The 21,545-nt window shown below is 44.7% G+C and carries 18 protein-coding genes; 15 read left to right on the top strand and 3 right to left on the bottom strand.

The genetic code is table 11. From position 1 onward, the window contains the following. Positions 1–15 precede the first annotated feature (15 nt). Entirely contained in the window at positions 16–843 is an 828-nt protein-coding gene (gene tagG, locus SB847_RS13525) for a teichoic acids export ABC transporter permease subunit TagG (RefSeq protein ID WP_015240701.1), read from the top strand. Positions 844–862: 19 nt separating this feature from the next. Continuing rightward, a complete protein-coding gene (gene tagH / locus SB847_RS13520; RefSeq protein ID WP_044801931.1) occupies positions 863–2,416 on the top strand; it encodes a teichoic acids export ABC transporter ATP-binding subunit TagH in 1,554 nt (517 codons plus the stop codon). Between the two features lie 34 nt (positions 2,417–2,450). Here the strand turns inward: tagH and galU are convergent, their stop codons facing one another. Then, positions 2,451–3,329 (bottom strand): UTP--glucose-1-phosphate uridylyltransferase GalU, encoded by an 879-nt coding sequence (galU, locus tag SB847_RS13515; RefSeq protein WP_044801930.1) that lies wholly within the window; start codon positions 3,327–3,329, stop codon positions 2,451–2,453. A 277-nt stretch (positions 3,330–3,606) separates the two neighbouring features. On the opposite strand from galU, the gene wecB reads away from it, so the two are divergent. Continuing rightward, positions 3,607–4,746: a non-hydrolyzing UDP-N-acetylglucosamine 2-epimerase gene (gene wecB / locus SB847_RS13510; RefSeq protein ID WP_015240699.1), complete on the top strand. Its 1,140-nt coding sequence runs from the start codon at positions 3,607–3,609 to the stop codon at positions 4,744–4,746. Positions 4,747–4,797: 51 nt separating this feature from the next. Here the strand turns inward: wecB and tagU are convergent, their stop codons facing one another. Beyond that, positions 4,798–5,718, bottom strand: coding sequence for a polyisoprenyl-teichoic acid--peptidoglycan teichoic acid transferase TagU (gene tagU, locus SB847_RS13505; protein WP_044801929.1), 921 nt, complete (start codon positions 5,716–5,718; stop codon positions 4,798–4,800). A 177-nt stretch (positions 5,719–5,895) separates the two neighbouring features. Between tagU and SB847_RS13500 the strand changes: the two genes are divergently transcribed. The 12 genes from SB847_RS13500 (at position 5,896) to SB847_RS13445 (ending at position 20,229) form a co-directional block, all read left to right on the top strand. Next, positions 5,896–6,198 carry a hypothetical protein gene (locus SB847_RS13500; RefSeq protein WP_410577944.1) on the top strand — a complete coding sequence of 101 codons (303 nt, stop codon included), beginning with the start codon at positions 5,896–5,898 and terminating at the stop codon, positions 6,196–6,198. A gap of 22 nt (positions 6,199–6,220) precedes the next feature. Continuing rightward, positions 6,221–8,338, top strand: a complete 2,118-nt coding sequence (locus tag SB847_RS13495; protein ID WP_410577943.1) for a SpoIID/LytB domain-containing protein — start codon at positions 6,221–6,223, stop codon at positions 8,336–8,338. Positions 8,339–8,363: 25 nt separating this feature from the next. Beyond that, the gene (locus SB847_RS13490; protein WP_015240695.1) at positions 8,364–9,854 is read left to right on the top strand and encodes an N-acetylmuramoyl-L-alanine amidase; all 1,491 of its coding nucleotides are present in this window, start codon (positions 8,364–8,366) and stop codon (positions 9,852–9,854) included. A gap of 253 nt (positions 9,855–10,107) precedes the next feature. Next, entirely contained in the window at positions 10,108–10,767 is a 660-nt protein-coding gene (locus SB847_RS13485) for an exopolysaccharide biosynthesis polyprenyl glycosylphosphotransferase (protein WP_003151373.1), read from the top strand. Between the two features lie 36 nt (positions 10,768–10,803). Continuing rightward, positions 10,804–12,252 carry a teichuronic acid biosynthesis protein TuaB gene (gene tuaB / locus SB847_RS13480; protein ID WP_406528503.1) on the top strand — a complete coding sequence of 483 codons (1,449 nt, stop codon included), beginning with the start codon at positions 10,804–10,806 and terminating at the stop codon, positions 12,250–12,252. After that, positions 12,249–13,445, top strand: a complete 1,197-nt coding sequence (gene tuaC / locus SB847_RS13475; RefSeq protein ID WP_410563800.1) for a teichuronic acid biosynthesis protein TuaC — start codon at positions 12,249–12,251, stop codon at positions 13,443–13,445. Before tuaB ends, tuaC begins: the two co-directional genes overlap by 4 nt. Positions 13,446–13,449: 4 nt before the next feature. Then, on the top strand, positions 13,450–14,790 hold the full coding sequence (gene tuaD / locus SB847_RS13470) for a UDP-glucose 6-dehydrogenase TuaD (protein WP_017418810.1): 1,341 nt from the start codon (positions 13,450–13,452) through the stop codon (positions 14,788–14,790). Positions 14,791–14,857: 67 nt separating this feature from the next. After that, the gene (gene tuaE / locus SB847_RS13465) at positions 14,858–16,345 is read left to right on the top strand and encodes a teichuronic acid biosynthesis protein TuaE (RefSeq protein WP_410563797.1); all 1,488 of its coding nucleotides are present in this window, start codon (positions 14,858–14,860) and stop codon (positions 16,343–16,345) included. Beyond that, the gene (gene tuaF / locus SB847_RS13460) at positions 16,342–17,022 is read left to right on the top strand and encodes a teichuronic acid biosynthesis protein TuaF (RefSeq protein ID WP_032876147.1); all 681 of its coding nucleotides are present in this window, start codon (positions 16,342–16,344) and stop codon (positions 17,020–17,022) included. The genes tuaE and tuaF overlap by 4 nt, the downstream gene beginning before the upstream one ends. 23 nt (positions 17,023–17,045) lie before the next feature. Then, complete coding sequence (tuaG, locus tag SB847_RS13455; RefSeq protein WP_044801923.1) at positions 17,046–17,804, top strand: teichuronic acid biosynthesis protein TuaG; 759 nt, start codon at positions 17,046–17,048, stop codon at positions 17,802–17,804. A gap of 19 nt (positions 17,805–17,823) precedes the next feature. Beyond that, positions 17,824–19,020: a teichuronic acid biosynthesis protein TuaH gene (gene tuaH / locus SB847_RS13450; protein ID WP_349552123.1), complete on the top strand. Its 1,197-nt coding sequence runs from the start codon at positions 17,824–17,826 to the stop codon at positions 19,018–19,020. A gap of 132 nt (positions 19,021–19,152) precedes the next feature. After that, positions 19,153–20,229, top strand: a complete 1,077-nt coding sequence (locus SB847_RS13445) for a glycosyltransferase family 4 protein (RefSeq protein WP_003151382.1) — start codon at positions 19,153–19,155, stop codon at positions 20,227–20,229. Between the two features lie 98 nt (positions 20,230–20,327). On the opposite strand, the gene SB847_RS13440 is transcribed toward SB847_RS13445, so the two are convergent. Beyond that, complete coding sequence (locus SB847_RS13440) at positions 20,328–21,545, bottom strand: LCP family protein (protein ID WP_410563793.1); 1,218 nt, start codon at positions 21,543–21,545, stop codon at positions 20,328–20,330.

Here is a 21,545-nt window from a genome sequence, read left to right as displayed (position 1 = left end):
CTAAGGAAGATTAAAATGAATGCTGTAGTGAAAATACTAAAAGAGCAAGTAACATCATTTCCTTTAATCATGCGATTAGCGGCCTACGAAACAAAGTCTAAATATCAAATGAATTATTTAGGCGTTTTATGGCAGTTTTTAAATCCTCTTATTCAAATGCTCGCCTATTGGTTTGTTTTTGGATTGGGGATCAGAAAAGGGGGGCCGATGGCTACAGGTGCCGGAGAAGTGCCTTTTATTCTGTGGATGCTTGCAGGTCTGATACCGTGGTTTTTTATAAGCCCGACAATACTGGACGGATCAAATAGTGTATTTAAAAGAATTAAAATGGTTGCTAAAATGAATTTCCCAATCAGTTCTTTGCCGTCTGTCGCCATCGCTTCTAATTTGTTCAGTTATGCAATTATGATGGTGATCTATATCATTGCATTGCTCGCCAGCGGAATCTATCCGAGCCTTCATTGGCTTCAATATATTTATTATTTTGTTTGTCTGATGGCTTTCTTATTTTCGTTCAGCTTATTTAATTCGACAATCAGCGTGCTGATCCGAGACTATCAGTTTCTTCTGCAGGCAGTGACAAGACTTTTATTTTTCCTGCTGCCGATTTTTTGGGACATTCACTCGAAACTGGGGGCAGATCACCCGGAATTGGTGCCGGTCCTGAAGCTGAATCCGCTGTTCTATATTATTGACGGATTCAGGAACAGTTTCTTAGATGGCCAGTGGTTCTTTCAAGATGTGAAGTATACACTGTATTTCTGGCTGTTCACCTTATTTTTATTAACAGTCGGTTCAGTTTTACACATGAAATTCAGAGATAAGTTTATTGACTTTCTTTAATACGTAAGGAGATTGTACAATGAAACTAAAGGTTTCGTTTCGAAATGTTTCAAAGCAGTATCATCTTTATGAAAAACAGTCGGACAAAATAAAAGGTTTGTTTTTCCCTGCTAAAGATAACGGTTTTTTCGCTGTGCGAAATGTCTCCTTTGATGTATATGAAGGGGAGACAATCGGCTTTGTAGGAATTAACGGATCGGGTAAATCGACGATGTCCAATCTGCTTGCAAAAGTAATACCGCCGACAAGCGGTGAAATTGAAATGAACGGCCAGCCGTCGCTGATCGCGATTGCAGCCGGTTTAAATAATGCTTTGACGGGCCGGGATAACATTAGACTCAAATGTTTAATGATGGGGCTGACCAATAAAGAAATCGATGAGATGTATGAAAGCATAGTTGAGTTTGCTGAGATTGGTGATTTTATTAATCAGCCGGTGAAAAACTATTCTAGCGGTATGAAGTCCCGCCTCGGCTTTGCGATATCCGTGCATATAGATCCGGATATTTTAATCATTGATGAAGCCCTCTCTGTCGGGGATCAGACATTTTATCAGAAATGTGTCGACCGAATCCAGGAATTTAAAGAACGAGGAAAAACCATTTTCTTTGTGAGTCATTCCATCGGTCAGATTGAAAAAATGTGTGACCGTGTGGCTTGGATGCACTATGGTGAATTAAGAATGTTCGACGATACTAAAACCGTAGTCAAAGAGTACAAAGCCTTTATCGATTGGTTTAATAAGCTCTCCAAAAAAGACAAAGAGAAATATAAGAAAGATCAGGTTGCTGAACGTAAAAAAGAATCGCCTGAGCAGCAGGCAATTGTGAAGGAACAAAAGAAAAAAAATAAATCCGGATCAGCAGTCAATGCTATTCAAATTGCTATTTTATCAATACTGCTTGTGTTTATGGCCGGAACCATGTTTTTCAGCGCCCCGCTTCGTACGATCGCTTCGTTCGGTAAGATCGGATATCAAGATGATGTTAACAAGGGGAAAGACCAGATATTGGTGAACAAAAAAGGTTTCGTATTAAAAGACCAGACGCAGGCCTATAAAGATACAGAGCTGAAAAAAAAGGCGGACTTCCTTATTCCGTTCGGTGCTCAGGTGAAAGTGGTATCTGAAGACAGGCAATCAGCAAAGATTGAGGTCAACAATAAAACGTACTATATCCCAGAAAACGCAGCGGTCTATAACGAAAAAAATTCAAATGTGAAAGCATCCGCTTTTTCTCCGTATGTAAAGCAGGGTGATGCTGATCAACTTGTGTCGCATCTCGGTGAGCGCGTTAATGATATCCAGCAAGAAATGAAAGAGTTGCAGAAAGAAGTGGTGAACGGCCGGGAGACGCTATATCTTAAAAATGGCGAGGTCAGTTATGCAGTGAATAATGGCAAGGCCGAGCAGCTTGTTTTCAGAGGAATATCAGCTATTACTCCGGCAGATCTATCCCTGAATAATAAAGGTGTTATAAAGGGCAGCAGTGATCGGCAATTTATTGCGGCAAATGATAAATACGCTTTTATTATCAATAACGATAATCAAACTTTAACCTGCATTTTAAAATAAAAAGCTGTTGGAATAAATCCAACAGCTTTTTTTCTTATAATTCATCTTTTCTTAACAGGTCTTCCATGAAAGGGATAAGGTGATCACGCAGTTCACGATCCTGCATCGCAAATTCTAATGTAGTGGTAATAAAACCTAGTTTTTCACCAACATCATATCTTTTGCCCTCAAAATCGTAAGCAAAAACCCGCTGGATTTCATTCAGCTTTTGAATAGCGTCTGTAAGCTGAATTTCCCCTCCGGCACCAATTTGCTGTTCTTCAAGATACATGAAGATTTCAGGAGTGAAGACATAACGTCCCAGTATTGCCAGATTGGACGGAGCAGTCCCTTGAGCCGGCTTCTCAACAAAGTTCTTCACCTGATATCTGCGGCCTTCACTTGTCAGCGGATCAATAATTCCGTAACGATGGGTTTCTTCTTCAGGCACTTGCTGAACCCCTATAATAGAAGAAAGTGTTTTTTCATATTCATCCATCAGCTGGCGAAGCCCTGGTTTTTCAGCTTGAACGATATCATCTCCGAGAAGGACGGCAAATGGCTCGTCACCGATAAAATTACGTGCGCACCAAACGGCATGTCCAAGACCTTTTGGCTCCTTTTGCCGGATATAATGAATGTCAGCAAGATTAGAGGCTTTTCGGACTTTTTCTAAGAGTTCGGTCTTCCCTTTTTCTTCTAGGTTTCTTTCCAGCTCTGGTGAGTAATCAAAATGGTCTTCAATGGCTCTCTTGCTTTTTCCCGTAACAATAATAATGTCTTCAATACCCGCTTCAACCGCTTCTTCAATTATGTATTGAATCGTTGGTTTGTCTACAATCGGAAGCATCTCTTTCGGCATGGCTTTTGTTGCCGGCAGAAAGCGTGTCCCTAAACCTGCAGCGGGAATTATGGCTTTGCGTACTTTTTTCACTTTAAAGCACCTTCCTTAGCGTCACTTAAATATAAGTTATGATATCTATACAGACTCAGGCTTGCTGATATTTTCTGTATACCCGATATTTCATTTTTAACACTTTTAATGATATAAGATAAACCATTATTAAACAAGTTTTATCCGTAAAGCCTTAATGATATATCCTTTTTCATTTAGGGGAAAAATAATACAAGATATTTAACCGGCGGATCATATCGTGTAAAATGGGTTGATAATGAAAAATGATCACAAACTTGATACAGGAGAAAGAGATATGAAAAAACTTAAAGTCATGACGGTATTCGGTACAAGGCCTGAAGCGATAAAAATGGCGCCCCTTGTGCTCGAATTAAAAAAACGCCCTGAAATAGAATCATATGTCACTGTGACTGCCCAGCATAGACAAATGCTGGATCAAGTTCTTCACGCATTTCAAATTAAGCCTGACTTTGATTTGAATATTATGAAAGAACGGCAGACGCTGGCTGAAATTACTTCAAACGCCCTGGTAAAACTGGACGGCCTGTTTAAGGAAATCAAACCTGATATTGTTCTTGTTCATGGTGACACGACAACGACCTTTGCCGGAAGCCTTGCAGCTTTCTATCACCAGATTGCAGTCGGACACGTGGAGGCCGGATTGCGGACGGGCAACAAATATTCACCTTTTCCGGAAGAATTGAACCGCCAAATGACCGGAGCGCTTGCTGATATTCACTTTGCTCCGACTCAGCAAGCGAAGCAAAATTTATTGAATGAGAATAAAAAAGAAAGCTCCATTTTTGTTACCGGAAATACAGCGATTGATGCTTTGCATACAACGGTTCACTCTGAATATTCCCATAACATTATTGAGAAAATCGGCAATGACAGAATGATTTTACTGACGGCGCATCGCCGGGAAAATTTAGGTCAGCCGATGGAACATATGTTTAAAGCCATCCGCCGGATCGCAGATGAATTCAGCGATGTGCAAGTCGTTTATCCGGTACACCTGAATCCTGCTGTACGTGAAGCTGCTGATAAGCACTTTGGTGATTCGGAGCGCGTCCATTTAATTGAACCTCTTGAAGTGATTGATTTCCACAATTTTGCGTCAAGGTCGTATTTTATTTTAACTGATTCAGGAGGCGTTCAGGAGGAAGCTCCTTCCTTAGGAAAGCCGGTTCTCGTATTGCGCGATACTACTGAACGGCCCGAGGGAGTGGAGGCGGGCACTCTGAAATTAGCCGGTACTGATGAAGAAACGATTTATCAGATGGCAAAACAGCTGCTGACAGACAAGCAGGAATATGAAAAAATGTCGCGGGCATCTAATCCCTATGGAGATGGCATGGCGTCAAGAAGGATTGCTGAGGGACTGCTCTATCAATTCGGACTGCGTTCAGAGCATCCTGATTCTTTTGAAGTGTAACAAAAAAGCAGCTCCGCATAAATTATGCGAAGCTGCTTTTTCTGCATTAGTTTAAAGGTTGAGGCTGCTTCTCAATTCTTTAGTAATGGAGGCAAGTCCGTTTTCATCTGCTTTATAATAGTAAATTCCGTCGATTTTGGTGCCGTCACCCTTCAGCTCATGCTGAATCACTTTCTTGCGGGCATCTTTATAACCGGATTGAATATCCCACATATCATCAAAGGTTAAATTCGTTTTTACATTGTTCTCTACTACTTTAAACATATCTCCGAATCTCGTGACAGAAGAGATACTTGCCCCTTTATTGATAATACCCTCTATAATCTGCCGCTGTCTGTCTTGGCGTCCGAAATCCCCTTTAGGATCTTCTTTTCTCATTCGTGAGTAAGCGAGGGCTTCATCACCGTTTAATGAAATATTGCCTTTGCTGAAGGAATAACCGTCATAGTTGAAAGCGAATGTACTGTTGACAGTGATGCCTCCTAAAGTGTCAACGACATCTTTAAAGCTTTCCATGTTTACTTTAATGAAATAATCTACAGGCAGGTTCAAGAAGCTCTCCACAGTATCTACTGCCATTTGCGTACCGCCAAATGCATATGAATGATTGATTTTATCCATCGTGCCTTTGCCGATAATTTTTGTATAAGTGTCACGCGGAATACTGACCATTTCCGTTGTTTTTGTCTTTGGATTGACTGTAAGGTAAATGAGCGAGTCGGCCCTTCCTTTATCATTTTTACGTTCGTCTACTCCCATGATCAAGACAGAGAACGGTTCGTGTTTATTTATTTTCACCTCAGTCCTGCGTTTATTCGATTTGTTAATGTCTTCGTGAATGCTTGCGACGGTTGATGCCGCTTTATGCCATAGGTAGTATGTAAAGCCGCCGGAAACTAAAATAAAAATGCCGATGATTGTCAGAAAGACCAGTAACAAAGTCTTTTTCTTTTTTCTTCGTTTACTTCTCATCTCAATACACCTCATCTGTTTTAATTGGAAATCGGGACTCCCAGCAAATGCATTTTTTTATAATAGAATACAATAAATCCTAATATAGTCGAATGTTATCGAAAAAAGTTTCAATGTTTCTTAATTTTTCTTTAAAATAATAATATATTGTCGATAATCCATAATGAGGTGAAAAAAATGAAAAAAATTTTTGGATGTTTGTTCTTTATACTGCTTCTCGCCGGGTGCGGAGTTAACAATGAAAAATCTCAGGGCGAGGATGCGGGTGAAAAGCTGGTCACGAAAGAGGGCACTTATGTAGGACTGGCGGATACTCATACAATAGAAGTCACTGTGGATCATGAACCAGTAAGTTTTGATATCACTGAAGAATCAGCCGCCGATGTTAAGAATTTGGATAATGGCGACAAAGTGACAGTAAAATATCAAAAAAATAGCAAGGGACAGCTTATGCTGAAGGATATCGAACCGGCAAATTAATGAACAGGGGGACGCTGTAATCTTGAAAACTTGCAAACATTTAATAGGACTGACTCTAGCTGTTGTTATATTGCTTATACCGGCGGTTTCCTTTGCGGCAGATTCAAATATATCTGTTAAGCTGACAAATTACATAGGAAATCAATCAAGCATTTCTTTATCTCCAACCGGTTTTTATCAGGTTACCGGTGATCATGTGTCTGTAACCAACCGCTTTTCGGGGGCATCCCGATATGAGACGGCGGCTCTTGCATCTGACTCTCAATGGACGAATCCTAAAACCGTTATTCTCGTCAATCGTGATGTTTTTATCGACGCATTACCAGTAATTCCTCTGGCAAAAAAATTGGATGCGCCGGTGTTATTTACACAGCCGGACACTTTGACGAAAACAACAGAAAAACAGATTGCTAAGTTCAATCCCGATAATATTCTGGTCATCGGCGGGGCTAAAAGCATTTCAAAGGACGTTGAAAATAAGCTTAAGTCTTATGGAGCTGTGAAAAGAATCAGCGGGAAAAACCGTTATGTTCTGTCTGAAAACATTGCAAAACAAATGGGAAATTACGATAAAGCAATTGTTGTAACAGGGAATGTTTTTCAAGACGCTTTAGCCATTGCTCCGTATGCCGCTGCAAACGGCTATCCCATTTTACTGACTGAAAAGGATAAATTGCCGGATTATGATCTTCCGAAGCAAGTCATAATTATCGGGAGTTCGTTCAGCGTGAGTGATGCTGTAGAAAATCAAATTAAAAAAACTTCAACTGTGCAGCGAATACCCGGATCAACACGGTATGAATTGACTGCTAATATTATTAATCAGCTAAAGTTGAAGGCTGATAAAGTCGTCATGACTAATGGAACGAAATATGCTGATGTCCTGGTTGGCGCTTCTTTAGCCGCCAAAAAAAACAGCCAAATATTATATATCAAACAAGATGATGTTCCTTCAGCAGCTAAATCAGTGACAAAAGAGAAGGCGTCGTATGCATACGACTTTATCGGAAGTACGAGCTCCATTTCCGCCGGGGTTGAAAATGAGCTTTCAAACCATTTTTACTTAGCCGGCGGGAGCACATACAACTTACAAATCAATAATGGAAAGTTAAATCTTAATCATATTAAAACATATGGGAATTCATTGAGAATAAAACCGGAAACGTACAATGAATCCAACCGGATCAGTTTGAATGGAAAAGAATACTTGGGGACGGTTAATTTTTCAATAGAGTCAGGCAAATATATCAGACCTGTAAATGAAAACATTCCTTTTGAAGATTATTTAAAAGGTGTCGTACCGAATGAAATGCCTGCAAGCTGGTCTCTTGAAGCGCTGAAGGCGCAAACGGTTGCGGCAAGAACATACTCAATTACGAAGACCGGGAGCACTGTTGCTGATACTACTGCTTTTCAAGTATATGGCGGGTACAGCTGGAATGCCAATACAACGAAAGCGGTGCAGCAGACAAAAAATAAGGTGCTGACTTACAAAGGGAATTTAATTACGGCGGCTTATTCATCAAGTAATGGCGGTTATACAGAATCAAGCGGCGAAGTGTGGGGTTCAAGCGTTCCTTATTTAACTGCGAAAAAAGACACAAAAGATCCTCAAACTGCCTGGAGTCTGACGCTTTCTAAGCAGCAAATCAATCCGGATTCAATTGATGTAAATAAGCCGGCCTCTTGGTTTGCTTCAAAGAATGAGACAAATGCATCTCAACTGAGCGGTATTAAAAATTGGATTTTGAAAAATAAGGAAACAGGCGCTTCCGCCATTAAAATTTTAAAAATAGAAGATTTTACATTCAGCGGAACAACTAAAGGACAGCGGGCTAAAACAGCAACTTTGAAAGTGAATTACGCTATCAAACAAAACAATGGAAATTACGAGGCAAATAAAACATCTTCAATGACTGTGCCGGTGACTGAATTGAGAACGATGATCGGAGCCTCCGTGTTTAAAAGCACTTATGTGACCGTCAGTCAAAACGGTTCTGCTTTTACAATCAGCGGAAAGGGATACGGACACGGCATCGGCATGAGCCAATACGGCGCTAAGGCAAGAGCGGATTCAGGAGATTCATATAGTTCAATTTTAAAATTTTATTATCCGGGCACCACATTGACTGACTATTAAATAAAAGAGAGCAGGAGGAAGGCAATTGCGTTCTTATCTTAAAGTCCTGATCATTTCTATGCTGGGACTCATCTTATTTATCCCGTCAGCCTTAGCTGACAATGCGGTTAAAAGAGTAGGGGGAAGCAACAGGTACGGTACGGCTGCTGCGCTTTCCAAGCAGGTGTATTCAACAGCGAGTACAGCTGTTGTCGTCGGCGGAGGCTCGTATGCAGATGCTATATCTGCTGCCCCGATGGCATATCAGAAAAATGCTCCGCTGCTTTACACAAACAAAGATAATTTGTCATCAGAGACGAAAACCCGTCTGAAAGAATTAAAAACAAAAACGGTCATTATTGTCGGCGGAACGCCTGCTGTGTCAGCAAATACAGCAAATCAAATCAAAGCGCTCGGCATCAGTGTTAAGAGAATTTCAGGAAGCAACCGATATGATACGGCAGCTAAAGTAGCAAAGGAAATGCCTGCCGCTTCAAAAGCCGTTATTGCAAACGGATTTTTATATGCTGACGCAATAGCTGCAATTCCATATGCCGCAATGAACGGATATCCAATTTTGTTTACGAATCAAACAGATATCAACAGTGCGACAGCAGGAGCTATAAAAAGCAAGGGGATCAAAAGCTCTATTGTAGCAGGGGGAACCGGGAGCATAAATGCCTCTGTCTTTAATAAACTTCCTTCTCCAAAAAGAATCAGCGGAAGCAATCGATACGAACTTGCGGCCAATCTAGTTCAGCAATTAAATCTTCCGACAGGCAATGTATTCGTCAGCAATGGTTTCGGGTATGCAGACTCCATAGCGGGTGCTGCTCTTGCTGCAAAGAAAAAACAATCTATCATTCTGACAAACGGCAGCAATCTTTCAAAAGAAACAAGAGTCATCATCGGGAGAAAAAAATTAAGCAGCTTTACCATTATCGGGAATACCCCGGCTGTCAGCTCAAATGTTGCAAACCAGCTGAAAAATCCGGCAGCAGGAAAAACAATTTTAATTGATCCGGGTCATGGAGGGAAAGATTCCGGTTCTATAGGTAACGGCATTTTAGAAAAAGACGTCAATCTTGATATCGCTAAAAGGCTGAATACAAAATTAAATGCTTCAGGTGCTCTGCCGGTCATGACGAGGTCTAATGATACATTTTATTCGTTGCAGGAAAGGGTAAATAAAGGTGCAACCGCAGGAGCGGATTTATTCATCAGCGTTCACGGCAATGCAAATGATGCAACTTCTGCAAACGGAACTGAAACCTACTATGATGAGACATATCAAGCTGCTGCAAGCAAACGCCTGGCAGGACAAATTCAGCCTAGGGTTGTTAATGCATTAAAAACAAGAGACAGAGAGGTTAAAACAGCTCCGTTTTATGTCATTAAGTATTCCAAAATGCCTAGTGTATTAGTAGAGACGGCTTTTATTACGAATCCGTCTGATGCAAGTAAATTAAAGCAAGCATCCTATAAGGAAAAGGCAGCTGCAGCCATCAATGATGGAATCGTGTCTTATTATAAGTAAAACTTTTATATATTTGTGTACGAGCCTGCTGGTCAAAATTGATCGGCAGGCTTTTTCGTTGTTTTCCGCTCATAATGATCCTTTTCAATTATAGTAACCGCTGTTTATGGATATGAATAGATTTACAATAAAAAAACAATAATCGAAACATTCTAATAAACATTAACGCTTCCTTTACTTCCAATTAACATCCATCTGCTAAACTCACGGCATAGGTCATCAAACATCCCAACAAATCGTGAGGTGTGTGTCAGTGGGAGCAGAGAAAAGCATGAATGTAAATAATAACTATGCAGTGCGGCAGGGGACTTCCGCTGCCGTTACGGAAAGAACGGCCCGTTATTTGGCTTTTAAGCGATTCATGGACATTGTGTTTGCGCTTGCGGGGCTCTTGGCGGCGCTCCCGGTGATGGGCCTGTTCTCCATACTGATTCGTTTGGAGTCGCCCGGCCCGGCTTTTTATAAGCAGGAGCGGGTAGGCAAAGACGGGAAGCCGTTTTATTTGTATAAGCTCCGCTCTATGAAAATAGATGCTGAAAAATCGGGGGCGGTTTGGGCGCTGAAAAAGGATCCCCGCGTGACAAAGGTCGGCGCTTTTATCAGAAGGACCCGTATTGATGAGCTGCCGCAGCTGGTAAATGTGCTTCGGGGAGAAATGAGCCTGATCGGCCCGCGTCCCGAGCGGCCCGTGTTTACGGAACAGTTTCAGGCTGAGATTCCGGGGTTTACGGAGCGGCTGGCCGTTAAGCCGGGATTAAGCGGCTGGGCGCAGGTCAACGGGGGATATGACATGACACCGAGGGAAAAACTGATGTTTGACTTATATTATATCCGCAACCTGACCTTTTCATTGGAACTGAAGATTATGCTCAAAACGTGCAAAGTGATCTGGACCGGTGACGGGGCGCGATAAAAATTCTGGTCAGCAGACAAAAAAGTAGGGAAAACGATGCCTAGTATTACAAATCAAATCTTGAGCGGCGCCAAATGGACAAGTATTTCGACAGCGTGTATTACGGTCATTCAAATCGTCCAATTCGCCCTGCTCGGGCGGGTCATGTCACTGGCTGAATTCGGCCTTGTCGGCATGATCACAACAGTAGTGGTGTTTGCCCAAATTGCGCTTGATATGGGTTTTGGCGCCGCGCTCATTCAAAAAGATCATGTGACTGATAAACAGATGTCTTCCTTGTACTGGCTGAATATCATAACGGGGCTTGCGCTGTTTGCGCTGCTGTTTTTCAGCAGTCCGCTCATCGCCGATTTTTATCGGCGGGAGGAGCTTGTCTATTTAATCCGCGTGCTGGCCGTCATGTTTTTAATCGCGCCGATCGGTCAGCAATACCAGTATATGCTGCAAAAAGCGCTGGCATTTAACACGCTAAGCAAGATTGAAATCTTTTCAAATGTGCTGTCCTTCGTGTATTTGGCGGCCGCGGTTTTTTATACGGACCCGATTCTCGCCTATGTGATTTCCCAGGTGCTGCTGCAATCGTCAAAAGGCATTCTGTACTGGGTGTCCTGCAGAAAAACATGGAGACCGGAGTTCGTTTTTGATCTGAAAGGAATGAAAGGCTTCTTTTCTTTCGGGGCCTTTCAGCTGTCTTCCCGGCTTGTGAACCGGCTCGGAGCGAATATTGATATGATTCTTATCGGCAGTTTTATCGGCGCCGAGGCGCTCGGCATTTACAATCTGGCCTACCAGATTGTCACGCTTCCGGTTTTAAAAATTAATCCGATCATTACGAGAGTCGCGTTTCCCGTCTTTGCGAAAAACAAGCATGAAAACAGCGTTATCAGAGAAGGTTTTCTCAATATGACCAAAATACTCGCGCTGATATCCTTTCCGCTTTTGCTCGGTTTGGTTTCAGTGTCGGATGCATTCGTGGCTTCGGTATTCGGAGAAAAATGGCTGGCGGCTGTCCCGGTTTTAAACGTTCTCGCCATCGTCGGGATTTTAAGGGTCCTGATGAATCCGAACGGATCTGTGCTGCTCGCAAAAGGGCGGGCCGATCTGGCGTTTTATTGGGACGCCGGGGTGATGCTGCTGTATGGTGCATCTTTGTACGCCGCCGTGCTGTCCGGAAATCTCTTGACGGTAGCCTGGACGTACGCTTTCATCAGCATCCTGAATTTCCTGATCGGGCGCTGGCTGTTGGCATATGTCATTAAGCTGCGGCTGTCGGCTTACTTCAAAGCCGTGGCCAAACCGTTTCTGCTTACGGCGGCAATGGGTGTCATCGCTTTTACAGCCAGCTTCGGAACGGAGCGCATCAGCCTTGATGTCAAGCTGCGGCTGGTGATCTCCGTAGCCTGCGGCGCGTTGTGTTATTTATTCCTGTTAGGAAAAGCTTACCCGCATATGAAAAGTAAATTAAGAAAAGGACGTTTGCTATGAAGGTATTGTGGATGACAAGTGTATATCCGAGCAGTGAGAAGCCGGGGGAAGGCGTTTTTCATGAAACACAGGCGCAAGAACTGAGAAAGCTTGGCGCGGAGATGACCGTCATTTGTCCGCGGCCGAAACTCGCCGCGCCATTCCGGGTGCTGAAAAAGACATATCGGAAAAAGGATATCAGGCCGGCGCATGAATGGCGGAAAGGCGTGTCCGTCCACCGGCCGTTTTATCAGGCGGTTCCCGGGCAGCTGAAATGGGCCCAGCCGCATAAAAGAATGGCGTTATCGGTTCTTTCCGCGATTAAAAATCATGGTCTGAAGCCCGATCTGATTCACGCGCATTTCGCCATGCCGTCAGGCGGAGCGGCCGCCATTGTGTCAAAGGCTTTAGGCATTCCGTATGTGCTGACCTTGCATGGCAGTGATGTCAATGTCTATCCGCATTACAGCAAAAGCGCTCATCGCGCATTTACATTTGCGGTGCGGGAAGCAGCCGATATTTACGCTGTGAGCGGCAGTCTGCGGGAACAAATGAAAAAGCTCATCGAAGCGGAGTGCAGCGTGCTTCCGATCGGCATCACGCTTGACGCCTTCCGAGAAAGGAACGAGACGAAAGAAGCCGTCAGAAAACGGCTCGGCCTTCCTCCGGATAAAAAACTGATCGTGTTCATCGGCAGGCTTGTCAAAGAGAAAGGTGTTTTCGACTTATCAAAAGCCGTTCAATCATTGGATGAAAGATATGAAGCCGTCTTTGTCGGTGACGGTCCCGCCGCATCTTCATTGCGTGAAGCCGCTCATATCGTCACGGGGCAAGTGCCGAACGACAAGGTACAGGACTATCTGCTGGCCTCGGATGTAATGGCGCTGCCGTCCTACAGCGAAGGCATGCCGACTGTGGTCATTGAGGCGCTCGCTCTGAAGGTGCCGGTAATCTGCACCGATGTCGGAGGATTGGCTTCTTTATTCGGGAAACACCGGGGGTTGCTGATCAAGCCGGGTTCACCTGACACGCTGGCAGAATCGATTCTGCAATATGACGGAGGAGAGGCTTGGACGCCGCAAACAGCCGAGGAACTTTATCAAACCGTCCGCACGTATTTTGACGCAAGCCAAAACGCGAAAGCGCTGAAAGAGAAATACCGATCCGTAATGAACCGGGCCGGGCAAGAGGAGAACCTTTCGAAAGAGGGATGAAGCTGTGAAAAAAATCGCTGTATTAGGAACAGGGTATGTAGGTCTTGTATCTGGAACTTGTTTTGCGGAAATCGGCCATCATGTGACTTGCTGTGACATCAATGAAGCGAAAATCAGAAGCTTGCAAAATGGAGTCATCCCGATATACGAACCGGGGCTTGAGGAATTAGCCGAAAAAAATGTCAGTGCCGGGCGGTTATCCTTTACGGCCGATATTGAGCCGGCTGTGAAAGCCGCTGATATCATCTATATCGCCGTCGGTACGCCGATGTCAAAGACGGGTGAAGCCGATCTGACCTACATTAAGGCAGCGGCGCAAACAATCGGAGAACAGCTGAACGGATACAAAATCATTGTCACCAAAAGCACTGTTCCGGTCGGGACGGGAAAGCTCGTTTATCAAATCGTCAGCGAAGCGTCAAAGGGAAAATATCCGTTTGATGTCGCGTCAAATCCTGAATTCCTCCGCGAAGGTTCGGCGGTGCGGGATACGATGCAGATGGAGCGGGCGGTTATCGGCGCCACAAGCGAACATGCCGCTTCGGTCATTGAAGAGCTTCATAAGCCGTTCCGTACGAAGATCGTAAAGACCAATCTTGAAAGCGCGGAAATGATTAAGTATGCCGCAAATGCTTTTTTAGCCGCCAAAATATCTTTTATTAACGATATCGCAAATATTTGCGAACGTGTCGGGGCGGACATTTCCCACGTGTCAGAAGGCGTCGGTCTTGACAGCCGGATCGGGAATAAATTTCTGCAGGCGGGCATCGGATTCGGCGGATCCTGCTTTCCGAAGGATACAACGGCTTTATTGCATATCGCAAACGCCGCCGGCTATCCGTTTCAAATGATGGAAGCCGTCATTGAAACCAATCAGAAGCAGCGGGTCCGTATTACGGAAAAATTGAACCGCGCCATCGGTCCCTTAAAAGGGAAAACCGTGGCCGTACTGGGGCTGGCCTTTAAACCGCACACAAATGACGTCCGCTCCGCCCCGGCTCTTGATATCATCACAAGTCTTAAAGAGCAGGGCGCTCACGTGAAAGCGTATGATCCGATCGCGATTCCCGAAGCGTCAGCGATATTAGGAGACGGCGGCATTGAATATCACACAGAGCTGTACAGTGCCATCAAAAACGCGGACGCATGCCTGATTACAACAGATTGGCCGGAAGTCAAGGAGATGGATCTTCAGAGAGTGAAGCAGCTGCTCAAACAGCCGGTCATCATTGACGGCAGAAATATGTTTCCGTTGGAGTATATGAGGGTTTCAGGATTCACTTATCATTCCGTCGGACGTCCGGCGGTTCATGCCGATCGGCAAATAAAAGAACTGGCAAGATAGAAAAAGATTTGTCTTCAGGCTCTCGGCAGCCCGGCTCGGCTGCCGGTTTTGGAAAGGGGTTTGCCATGTGAGTATCAAACGTTCAGCGGCATATGTTCTTGTGCTGCTTGCCGCTCTCATTACAGGAGGATTTATCATGCTGGAGGCGGTCAGGGCGGATGCCGGCTTCGGAAAAATCACCGTGCTGCTGCTTGCCGCCATGATCGGCATTGCCGGACTTGCTTTGCTATCCGCCTTTACAACAAACGGTCAGATGTTTATGGGGCTCATTTATATACTGATCGCGTGTACATTTTTAAACCAGGCCTTCTTTGCGGTTCATCTCGGATTTTTCAGCTTATTTATATACCGGCTGTTATTAATCGGAGCTGGCGCCCTTCACATCGCCGGCATCCTGACAAACCGTCATCATATTGACAGATGGAATCGGGTGAATGTAAAAGGGATTCTGATGTTTTTCGCCTTATGGTTTACATACGGTCTCCTATCGTTATTGTGGGCAAAATCCGTGACGTACGGGATTAAATATTTAGCTTTAATGGGAATGGGCATGTTTTTGATTTATCTTATTGTCATGTTCATTCAGCGCTTTGATCAGCTGATGGTTTTTTACGGCATATGGCTTGTGATGACCATTTTTGTGATGGCGATCGGCTTTTACAACCATTTTACACACCACCATCTGCCGAGCTCCACGCTTTATAACGGCCCGCAGTACAAACAGCATTATCCGACGTCCGTTTTCTTTAATCAAAATGATTTCGCGACGTTTTTGTGTATCAGTTTCTTTCTGTATGCGGCGGCGGTGAAAAATTTGAAAAACGGCTATGTGAAGGCCGTCAGCCTGCTCTTAGCGATCTGCGCTTTGTATTTAATCATTTTGACCGGTTCGCGCGCGAGTCTGCTGGGCATATGCGCGGGGGCGGCTGTATACGTCTTCATCCTGCTGCCTTATCTGTTGAAAAAATTCGCGCTGTACGCTGCGGGAGCGGGTGCTGCGCTGTTTGCGGTTTTATTTGCGGGCCGTATCACCAATGCCGTCTTGAATCTGTTTTCAGCTCCGCAGGCGATGCCGGGACAGCAGCCGCTTCCTTCCAACCTCGCGAGGGCGAATCTTTTAAAGAACGCCTTTCACTATGTGATTGATTCCTGGGGGTTCGGAGTGGGTGCCGGAAACGTCTCTTACTATTTAAAAGCGGAGCCCGTTTATGATACGGGCGGCGTAGTTGAGGTGCACAACTGGCTCGTCGAGATTATGGCGAACTTCGGCGTACTTACGATGCTCGGTTACCTGACAGTCTATTTGTTCCTTTTTTGGACACTTTATAAATGTCATGAAAGAAAATCGGAAAATCAGTCAAGACTGATCACAGAAGGACTTATCACGGCGATGGCCGGTTTTTTGGTAAGCAGCATCAGCCCAAGCTCCGTATCAAATTTATTTTTCCACTGGGTATTTCTCTCGCTCGTGATCGCGGCGGTCAATATATTGAGGCGTTTACAAAAGGAGCCTGCCGTCACGGCGTACTATGAAAAACAGGGAGATGCGAGATGAAGGATATGTTGACAAGAATAACCCGGCGTATCAAAAAGAATATCATTTGGATCATTGCGCTGCCCGTTGTGTTAGGGGCGGCGGGATATGTATTGCCGTCAAAAATCAGCGGAAACAGCAGTTTTACATCAGAAGCGGCGATCGCCGCGGGAAATTATGATCATCCGCTTTATAACAATACAAAAGAAATCCCGCTCCTTTTGACGAGCGATGCCTTTTTAAAGCAGGCTCTGCCTGATAAAACAGATGAAGAAAGAGCGGCCGTGAAAAGTAAACTGACTGTCGAAACACAATCAGATTCATTGATCACGGTCAGCTACAGCGGCCAAAACAAACAGGATACTGAATCGGTGTTTCAAGCCGTCATAACAACTTTTCTGAAGAATGATCAGGACCTGTTTGAAAAACGGGCAAAAGTAGTGCGGCAGAGTATTGCTGCGCTTGAAGGAGAAACCGTCAGTGCGGACGCCAAAGTGGATAAGGAACGATTTTTATATGAATTGAAAAATACGCAGCTGAACCTGAAAGCGGCCGGCATCATCAATTCAGAGCCGATGAATGAAACGGCGGGACAAGGCATGCCGCCGAAAAAGAAAGCGGTTCTGGGCGTTTTAATCGGCATTGCAGTTGCATTTATGTTCATTGTCATTCCTGAGTTTTTTAGAGAGTCCTTGTAAAAATCTGCGATGGAGATGTGACCATGACAAACTGGAAACCTTTCGTATCTGTCATTACACCGTCTTATAACGCAAGTGAATATATCGAAGACACGATCCAGTCCGTTTTACATCAAAGCCACCCGCATTGGGAAATGATTATCGCAGATGATTGTTCAACGGACGGAACGAGAGATATTTTACGGCAATATGAACAAAAGGATGAGCGGATCCGCGTCGTTTATTTAGATCAAAACGGGGGAGCCGCGGCTGCCAGAAATACAGCCCTTAAACATGCCAAGGGCCGTTATGTTGCATTTCTGGACAGCGATGACAGATGGAAAAAGGAAAAGCTTCAAAAACAGCTTGCGTTTATGGCAGAGCGGTCCTGCGCTTTTTCATTTACGGGCTACAGCGTCATGGAGCAGGACGGAACGCCGACGGACAAAACGATTCAAGCTCCTGAAAGCCTGTCATATGATGAAGCTTTAAAAAATACGATTATCGGATGTTTAACGGTCATGATTGACAGAGAGCAGACGGGGCAGATTCAAATGCCTGATATCAGAACGCGGCAGGATTTAGCGACATGGCTTTCCCTGCTGAAAAGGGGATTTACGGCTTACGGCCTGAATGAGTGCCTTTCAGAATACAGGCTTGTGCAGAATTCGATTTCAAGCAACAAGTGGAAAGCCGCAAAAAAAACGTGGTTTGTTTATAGAGAAATTGAGCGCCTGCACTTTATCAAGGCTTCGTGGTGTTTTATGCAATATGCGAAAAACGCGGTCATGAAAAGACTGTAGGCGTCAGAGGAGCTGGGTGATGAAGGTGGAACCGATTATTCACGTAATCGTCGGAGCGGCGGAATGGGGTCATGACCGGCTGAGATACAGACGGCACCGGCTGGCTGAATTTCTCGCCCGGCAAAAAGAAACGAAAAGCGTCATTTGGGTATGCCCGTCTCCGCGAGCCAATGATGGTCAGATGGCCGGGATCGCCGAGGGAATCCGGCAGTTCACTGTAAAGGATCTCATGCAGCAAAAAGCTTTCCGCTTCGGCAGGTATACAGACATGTGCTACAGGCATAAGCTTTCACCATTGGTGAACATGCTGAAGGAAGAAGGAGAAGGGGCCCGCTGCTGCTTATGGTACACTTTCCCCGGTTTTCCGCTTCTGGCAGATCTGTTTCCTTGGGATGAAGTGATTTATGATTGCAGTGATCTGTGGGCCGCTCCGATCAGCGGCCGGTCCGGGGTGTTGTCAAATGTTAGAAAAAACATCATTAAACAAGCGGAAATGAGAATCATTCAGCGTGCCGATTCCATTACGTGTACATCTGACTGTCTGCACCAGGAGGTTGGAAAAAAGCTGGAGAACCCGCACCAGAAAGTGTTCACCATTGAAAACGGTGTGGAATATGACCTGTTTTCACGGGAAAATAAACAGCCGGCTGAAGACATTTTACGGGGGCGGAACGGAACGGTTCTCGGTTTTATCGGCGGAATCAAACCGAAGCTCGATTTTGCGCTTATGACGGAAGCGGCAGATGTGAGGCCTGACTGGACGATTTTATTGGTAGGCCCTAACACGGCTCAGGACGATCCGGATTTCAAGTCGCTTCTGGAGCGTCCGAATGTCATCTGGACGGGACCTGCCGCGCCGAATGAAGTGCCGTCCTATATGCAGCTTGTCGACATCGGCATCATGCCGTATAAAAATTCACCTTATAATGACGCGGTATTTCCGCTTAAGCTTTTTGAATTTTTAGCCGCCGGAAAACCGGTTGTCGGCTGCAACCTTTCTTCTACGTCAAAAATCAAAAGGCCTTTCGTTTATGAACACGTTGAAGGCAGTGACCCCGCAGATTTCATCGCGGCCTGCGACGCGCTTCTGGCAGCGGACCGCAGCGGATCATACGAGGCTTTGCGCCGTGAATTGGCCCGGAGACGGGATTGGAATGTTTTATTCGGCCGAATGCTCGAATGCACGGGTATATTGAAAAATGCGCAATCCCATTAAAAGGGAAAGCGCATTTTTTGATTTGCGTGTTTCTTTTTGATGATGCTTGTTATAATAACTAGTAAGAATTATAATGGAAGGAACGGTTCAATATCAGAAAAGACTTCATATAATTCCAAAGGAGACTTCTTTATGCTTGACGAACGCATGTTTCGCATAGTTGTTGCGTTTTTTGTCTCTCTGCTAACGGTTTTAATCCTAACTCCTATCGTGAAAAAAATTGCGATCAAAATAGGTGCAGTTGACCAGCCCAGCAACCGAAAAGTACATGATAAAATAATGCCCCGTATGGGCGGCTTGGCCATCTTTATCGGCGTAGCGGCGGGTGTGCTCGCGGCCGGCATATATAATGAAACGAAAATGACCGCCATTACAGTGGGTGCGTTTATTATTGTTATTTTAGGAATCCTTGATGATAAATACCAATTAAGCGCAAAGGTAAAGTTTTTCGTCCAGCTGGCCGTGGCCATTATGATTGTGAGCACGGGACTGAAAATGGACTTTTTCTCCGTACCGTTTTTAACGGAACGTTTAGAATTGGGATGGGTCGCTTACCCGCTGACTGTGTTATGGATCGTCGGTATTACGAACGCGATGAACCTGATTGACGGTTTGGACGGACTCGCTGCCGGCCTGTCGGTCATCGGACTCTCCACTATCGCCGTTATGGCGTTGTCCGGAGGGAAAATCCTTATTCTGTCACTTTCACTTGTCGTGATAGGAAGCACACTCGGATTTTTATTTTATAATTTTCACCCGGCAAAGATATTTATGGGAGATACCGGATCGCTCTTTCTCGGATACGTCATCTCAGTACTCTCATTATTGGGTCTTTATAAAAGTGTTACTTTATTCAGTATCATCATTCCGATCATCATTTTGGGCGTGCCGATTTTTGATACGACATTCGCCGTCATCAGGCGGATTTTAAACAAACAGCCGATCTCAGCGCCTGATAAGTCACATATACACCACCGGCTGATGGCCTTCGGGCTGTCACACCGCACGGCTGTCATTATCATTTATTTAATCGGCTTTATTTTCAGCGTCAGTGCCATCCTGCTGAAAAGCGCGACCATATGGCTTTCGCTGTTTATTATTTTTGTATTGATTGTATTTATGCAAATCATAGCAGAGGTCACAGGGTTAGTAAATGAACAATTTAAACCATTTACCAAGTTTTACAAGAGATTGGTAAAGAAAAATTAAAAAGAGCAGATCATGCGAATGGTCTGCTTTTTTGTGGATTCTGCTATTCTCTTATTATATAAAAAAACCCGATCCTGCTCAAAGGATCGGGTTTACTCTTAATAGCCTGTTGTGCCGCCGGACTGTGTGCTGTCCGTACCGTTTGCACCAGCAGTACCGTTGGTTGAATCGGTTGTGCCGCTTGTTCCTGTGCTGTCAGAAGTCGAATCAGTCGTGCCGTCTGTTCCCGTGCTGCCGGAAGTCGAATCAGTCGTACTGTCCGTTCCTGTGCTGTCAGAAGCAGGATCGGACGCCGTGCTGCTTCCGGACGGGTAATCCAGATGTTTCTGCAATTCCTGCCGTACTTTTTCGAGATTGGTCGGATCCGGCTGGAAATAATATGTTCCGCCTGTAGACGCGGTTCCGCCGCCGCCTAAATATAGATCTGATCCTGTTATGCTCAGTGTATCAATCTTTTTGCTGGTAAAGCCGCTGTAAATCTGCTGAAGGGCAAGTCCTTCAGTGATTCGGATATTCGTTTGGACGTTATTGCTTGCTGTTTCAGCGATTTTATCGATTTTAGCAATATTTCCAGCCTTAGACATTTGGTCGATCAGTGCATTTAGGATTTGCTTTTGGCGGTCATTCCGGCCGAAGTCTCCGCGCTTATCCTGCTTTCTCATCCGCGCGTAAGCCAGAGCCTGCTCACCGTTCAAATGCATGTTTCCTTTCTTGAAGTAGATCCGTTTCTTTTTACTGACGTCACTCATTTCGTCGAAGTCAAACGGCACTTTTACATTGACTCCGCCGACTTCATCAATAACATCCTTAAAGCCATTAAAATCGACAGTGACATACTTATCAATCGGTATGCCTAATAAGTCTTCGACGGTTGAGACGGTTTCATCCGCCCCGCCTTTAGCAAAAGCCGCATTGATTTTTGATTTTTTACCGGTTGTATCGCCGGCAAGCGTCACCCGCGTATCACGCGGAATACTCAGCATTTTCATTGTTTTATTTCTCGGATCAAGGGTAACGACAATAAGAGAGTCTGATCGTCCGCCTTTTCCGCTTGTGGCATAATTTTCGATCCCCATAAACAAAATGGAGAACGGTTTTTTCTTCATATCGATGACTTTATCCCGAAGTTTTGATTTGTCTCCGCGGGAAAGGGCATCATATGCATTATCTGCCGCATTGATCGTTTTGTATACTTTGTATCCGCCAAACCCGGCAGCGACTAACAAAACGAGGGTAAGCAGCAGCAAAATCCGTTTGAATATCTTTCGTTTGCTTTTCTTTTTCTTTCGAACACGCACTCTTACACGTTCAGCCAT

This window comes from Bacillus sp. SIMBA_026 (assembly GCF_046535335.1).
GTDB classification, from domain to species: Bacteria; Bacillota; Bacilli; order Bacillales; family Bacillaceae; genus Bacillus; species Bacillus velezensis.
Note: the sequence above shows the minus strand (reverse complement) of the source record. Positions and strands in the feature narration are given on the sequence as shown.

Excerpts from the sequence above, each read along its gene's own strand:
- wecB (WP_015240699.1), top strand. The coding sequence starts at position 3,607 with ATGAAAAAACTTAAAGTCATGACGGTATTCGGTACAAGGCCTGAAGCG.
- tagH (WP_044801931.1), top strand. The coding sequence starts at position 863 with ATGAAACTAAAGGTTTCGTTTCGAAATGTTTCAAAGCAGTATCATCTT.
- tuaB (WP_406528503.1), top strand. The coding sequence starts at position 10,804 with ATGCCTAGTATTACAAATCAAATCTTGAGCGGCGCCAAATGGACAAGT.
- SB847_RS13500 (WP_410577944.1), top strand. The coding sequence starts at position 5,896 with ATGAAAAAAATTTTTGGATGTTTGTTCTTTATACTGCTTCTCGCCGGG.
- SB847_RS13445 (WP_003151382.1), top strand. The coding sequence starts at position 19,153 with ATGCTTGACGAACGCATGTTTCGCATAGTTGTTGCGTTTTTTGTCTCT.
- tuaF (WP_032876147.1), top strand. The coding sequence starts at position 16,342 with ATGAAGGATATGTTGACAAGAATAACCCGGCGTATCAAAAAGAATATC.
- tuaH (WP_349552123.1), top strand. The coding sequence starts at position 17,824 with ATGAAGGTGGAACCGATTATTCACGTAATCGTCGGAGCGGCGGAATGG.
- tuaG (WP_044801923.1), top strand. The coding sequence starts at position 17,046 with ATGACAAACTGGAAACCTTTCGTATCTGTCATTACACCGTCTTATAAC.
- tagU (WP_044801929.1), bottom strand. The coding sequence starts at position 5,718 with ATGAGAAGTAAACGAAGAAAAAAGAAAAAGACTTTGTTACTGGTCTTT.
- SB847_RS13440 (WP_410563793.1), bottom strand. The coding sequence starts at position 21,545 with ATGGCTGAACGTGTAAGAGTGCGTGTTCGAAAGAAAAAGAAAAGCAAA.
- tuaC (WP_410563800.1), top strand. The coding sequence starts at position 12,249 with ATGAAGGTATTGTGGATGACAAGTGTATATCCGAGCAGTGAGAAGCCG.
- tagG (WP_015240701.1), top strand. The coding sequence starts at position 16 with ATGAATGCTGTAGTGAAAATACTAAAAGAGCAAGTAACATCATTTCCT.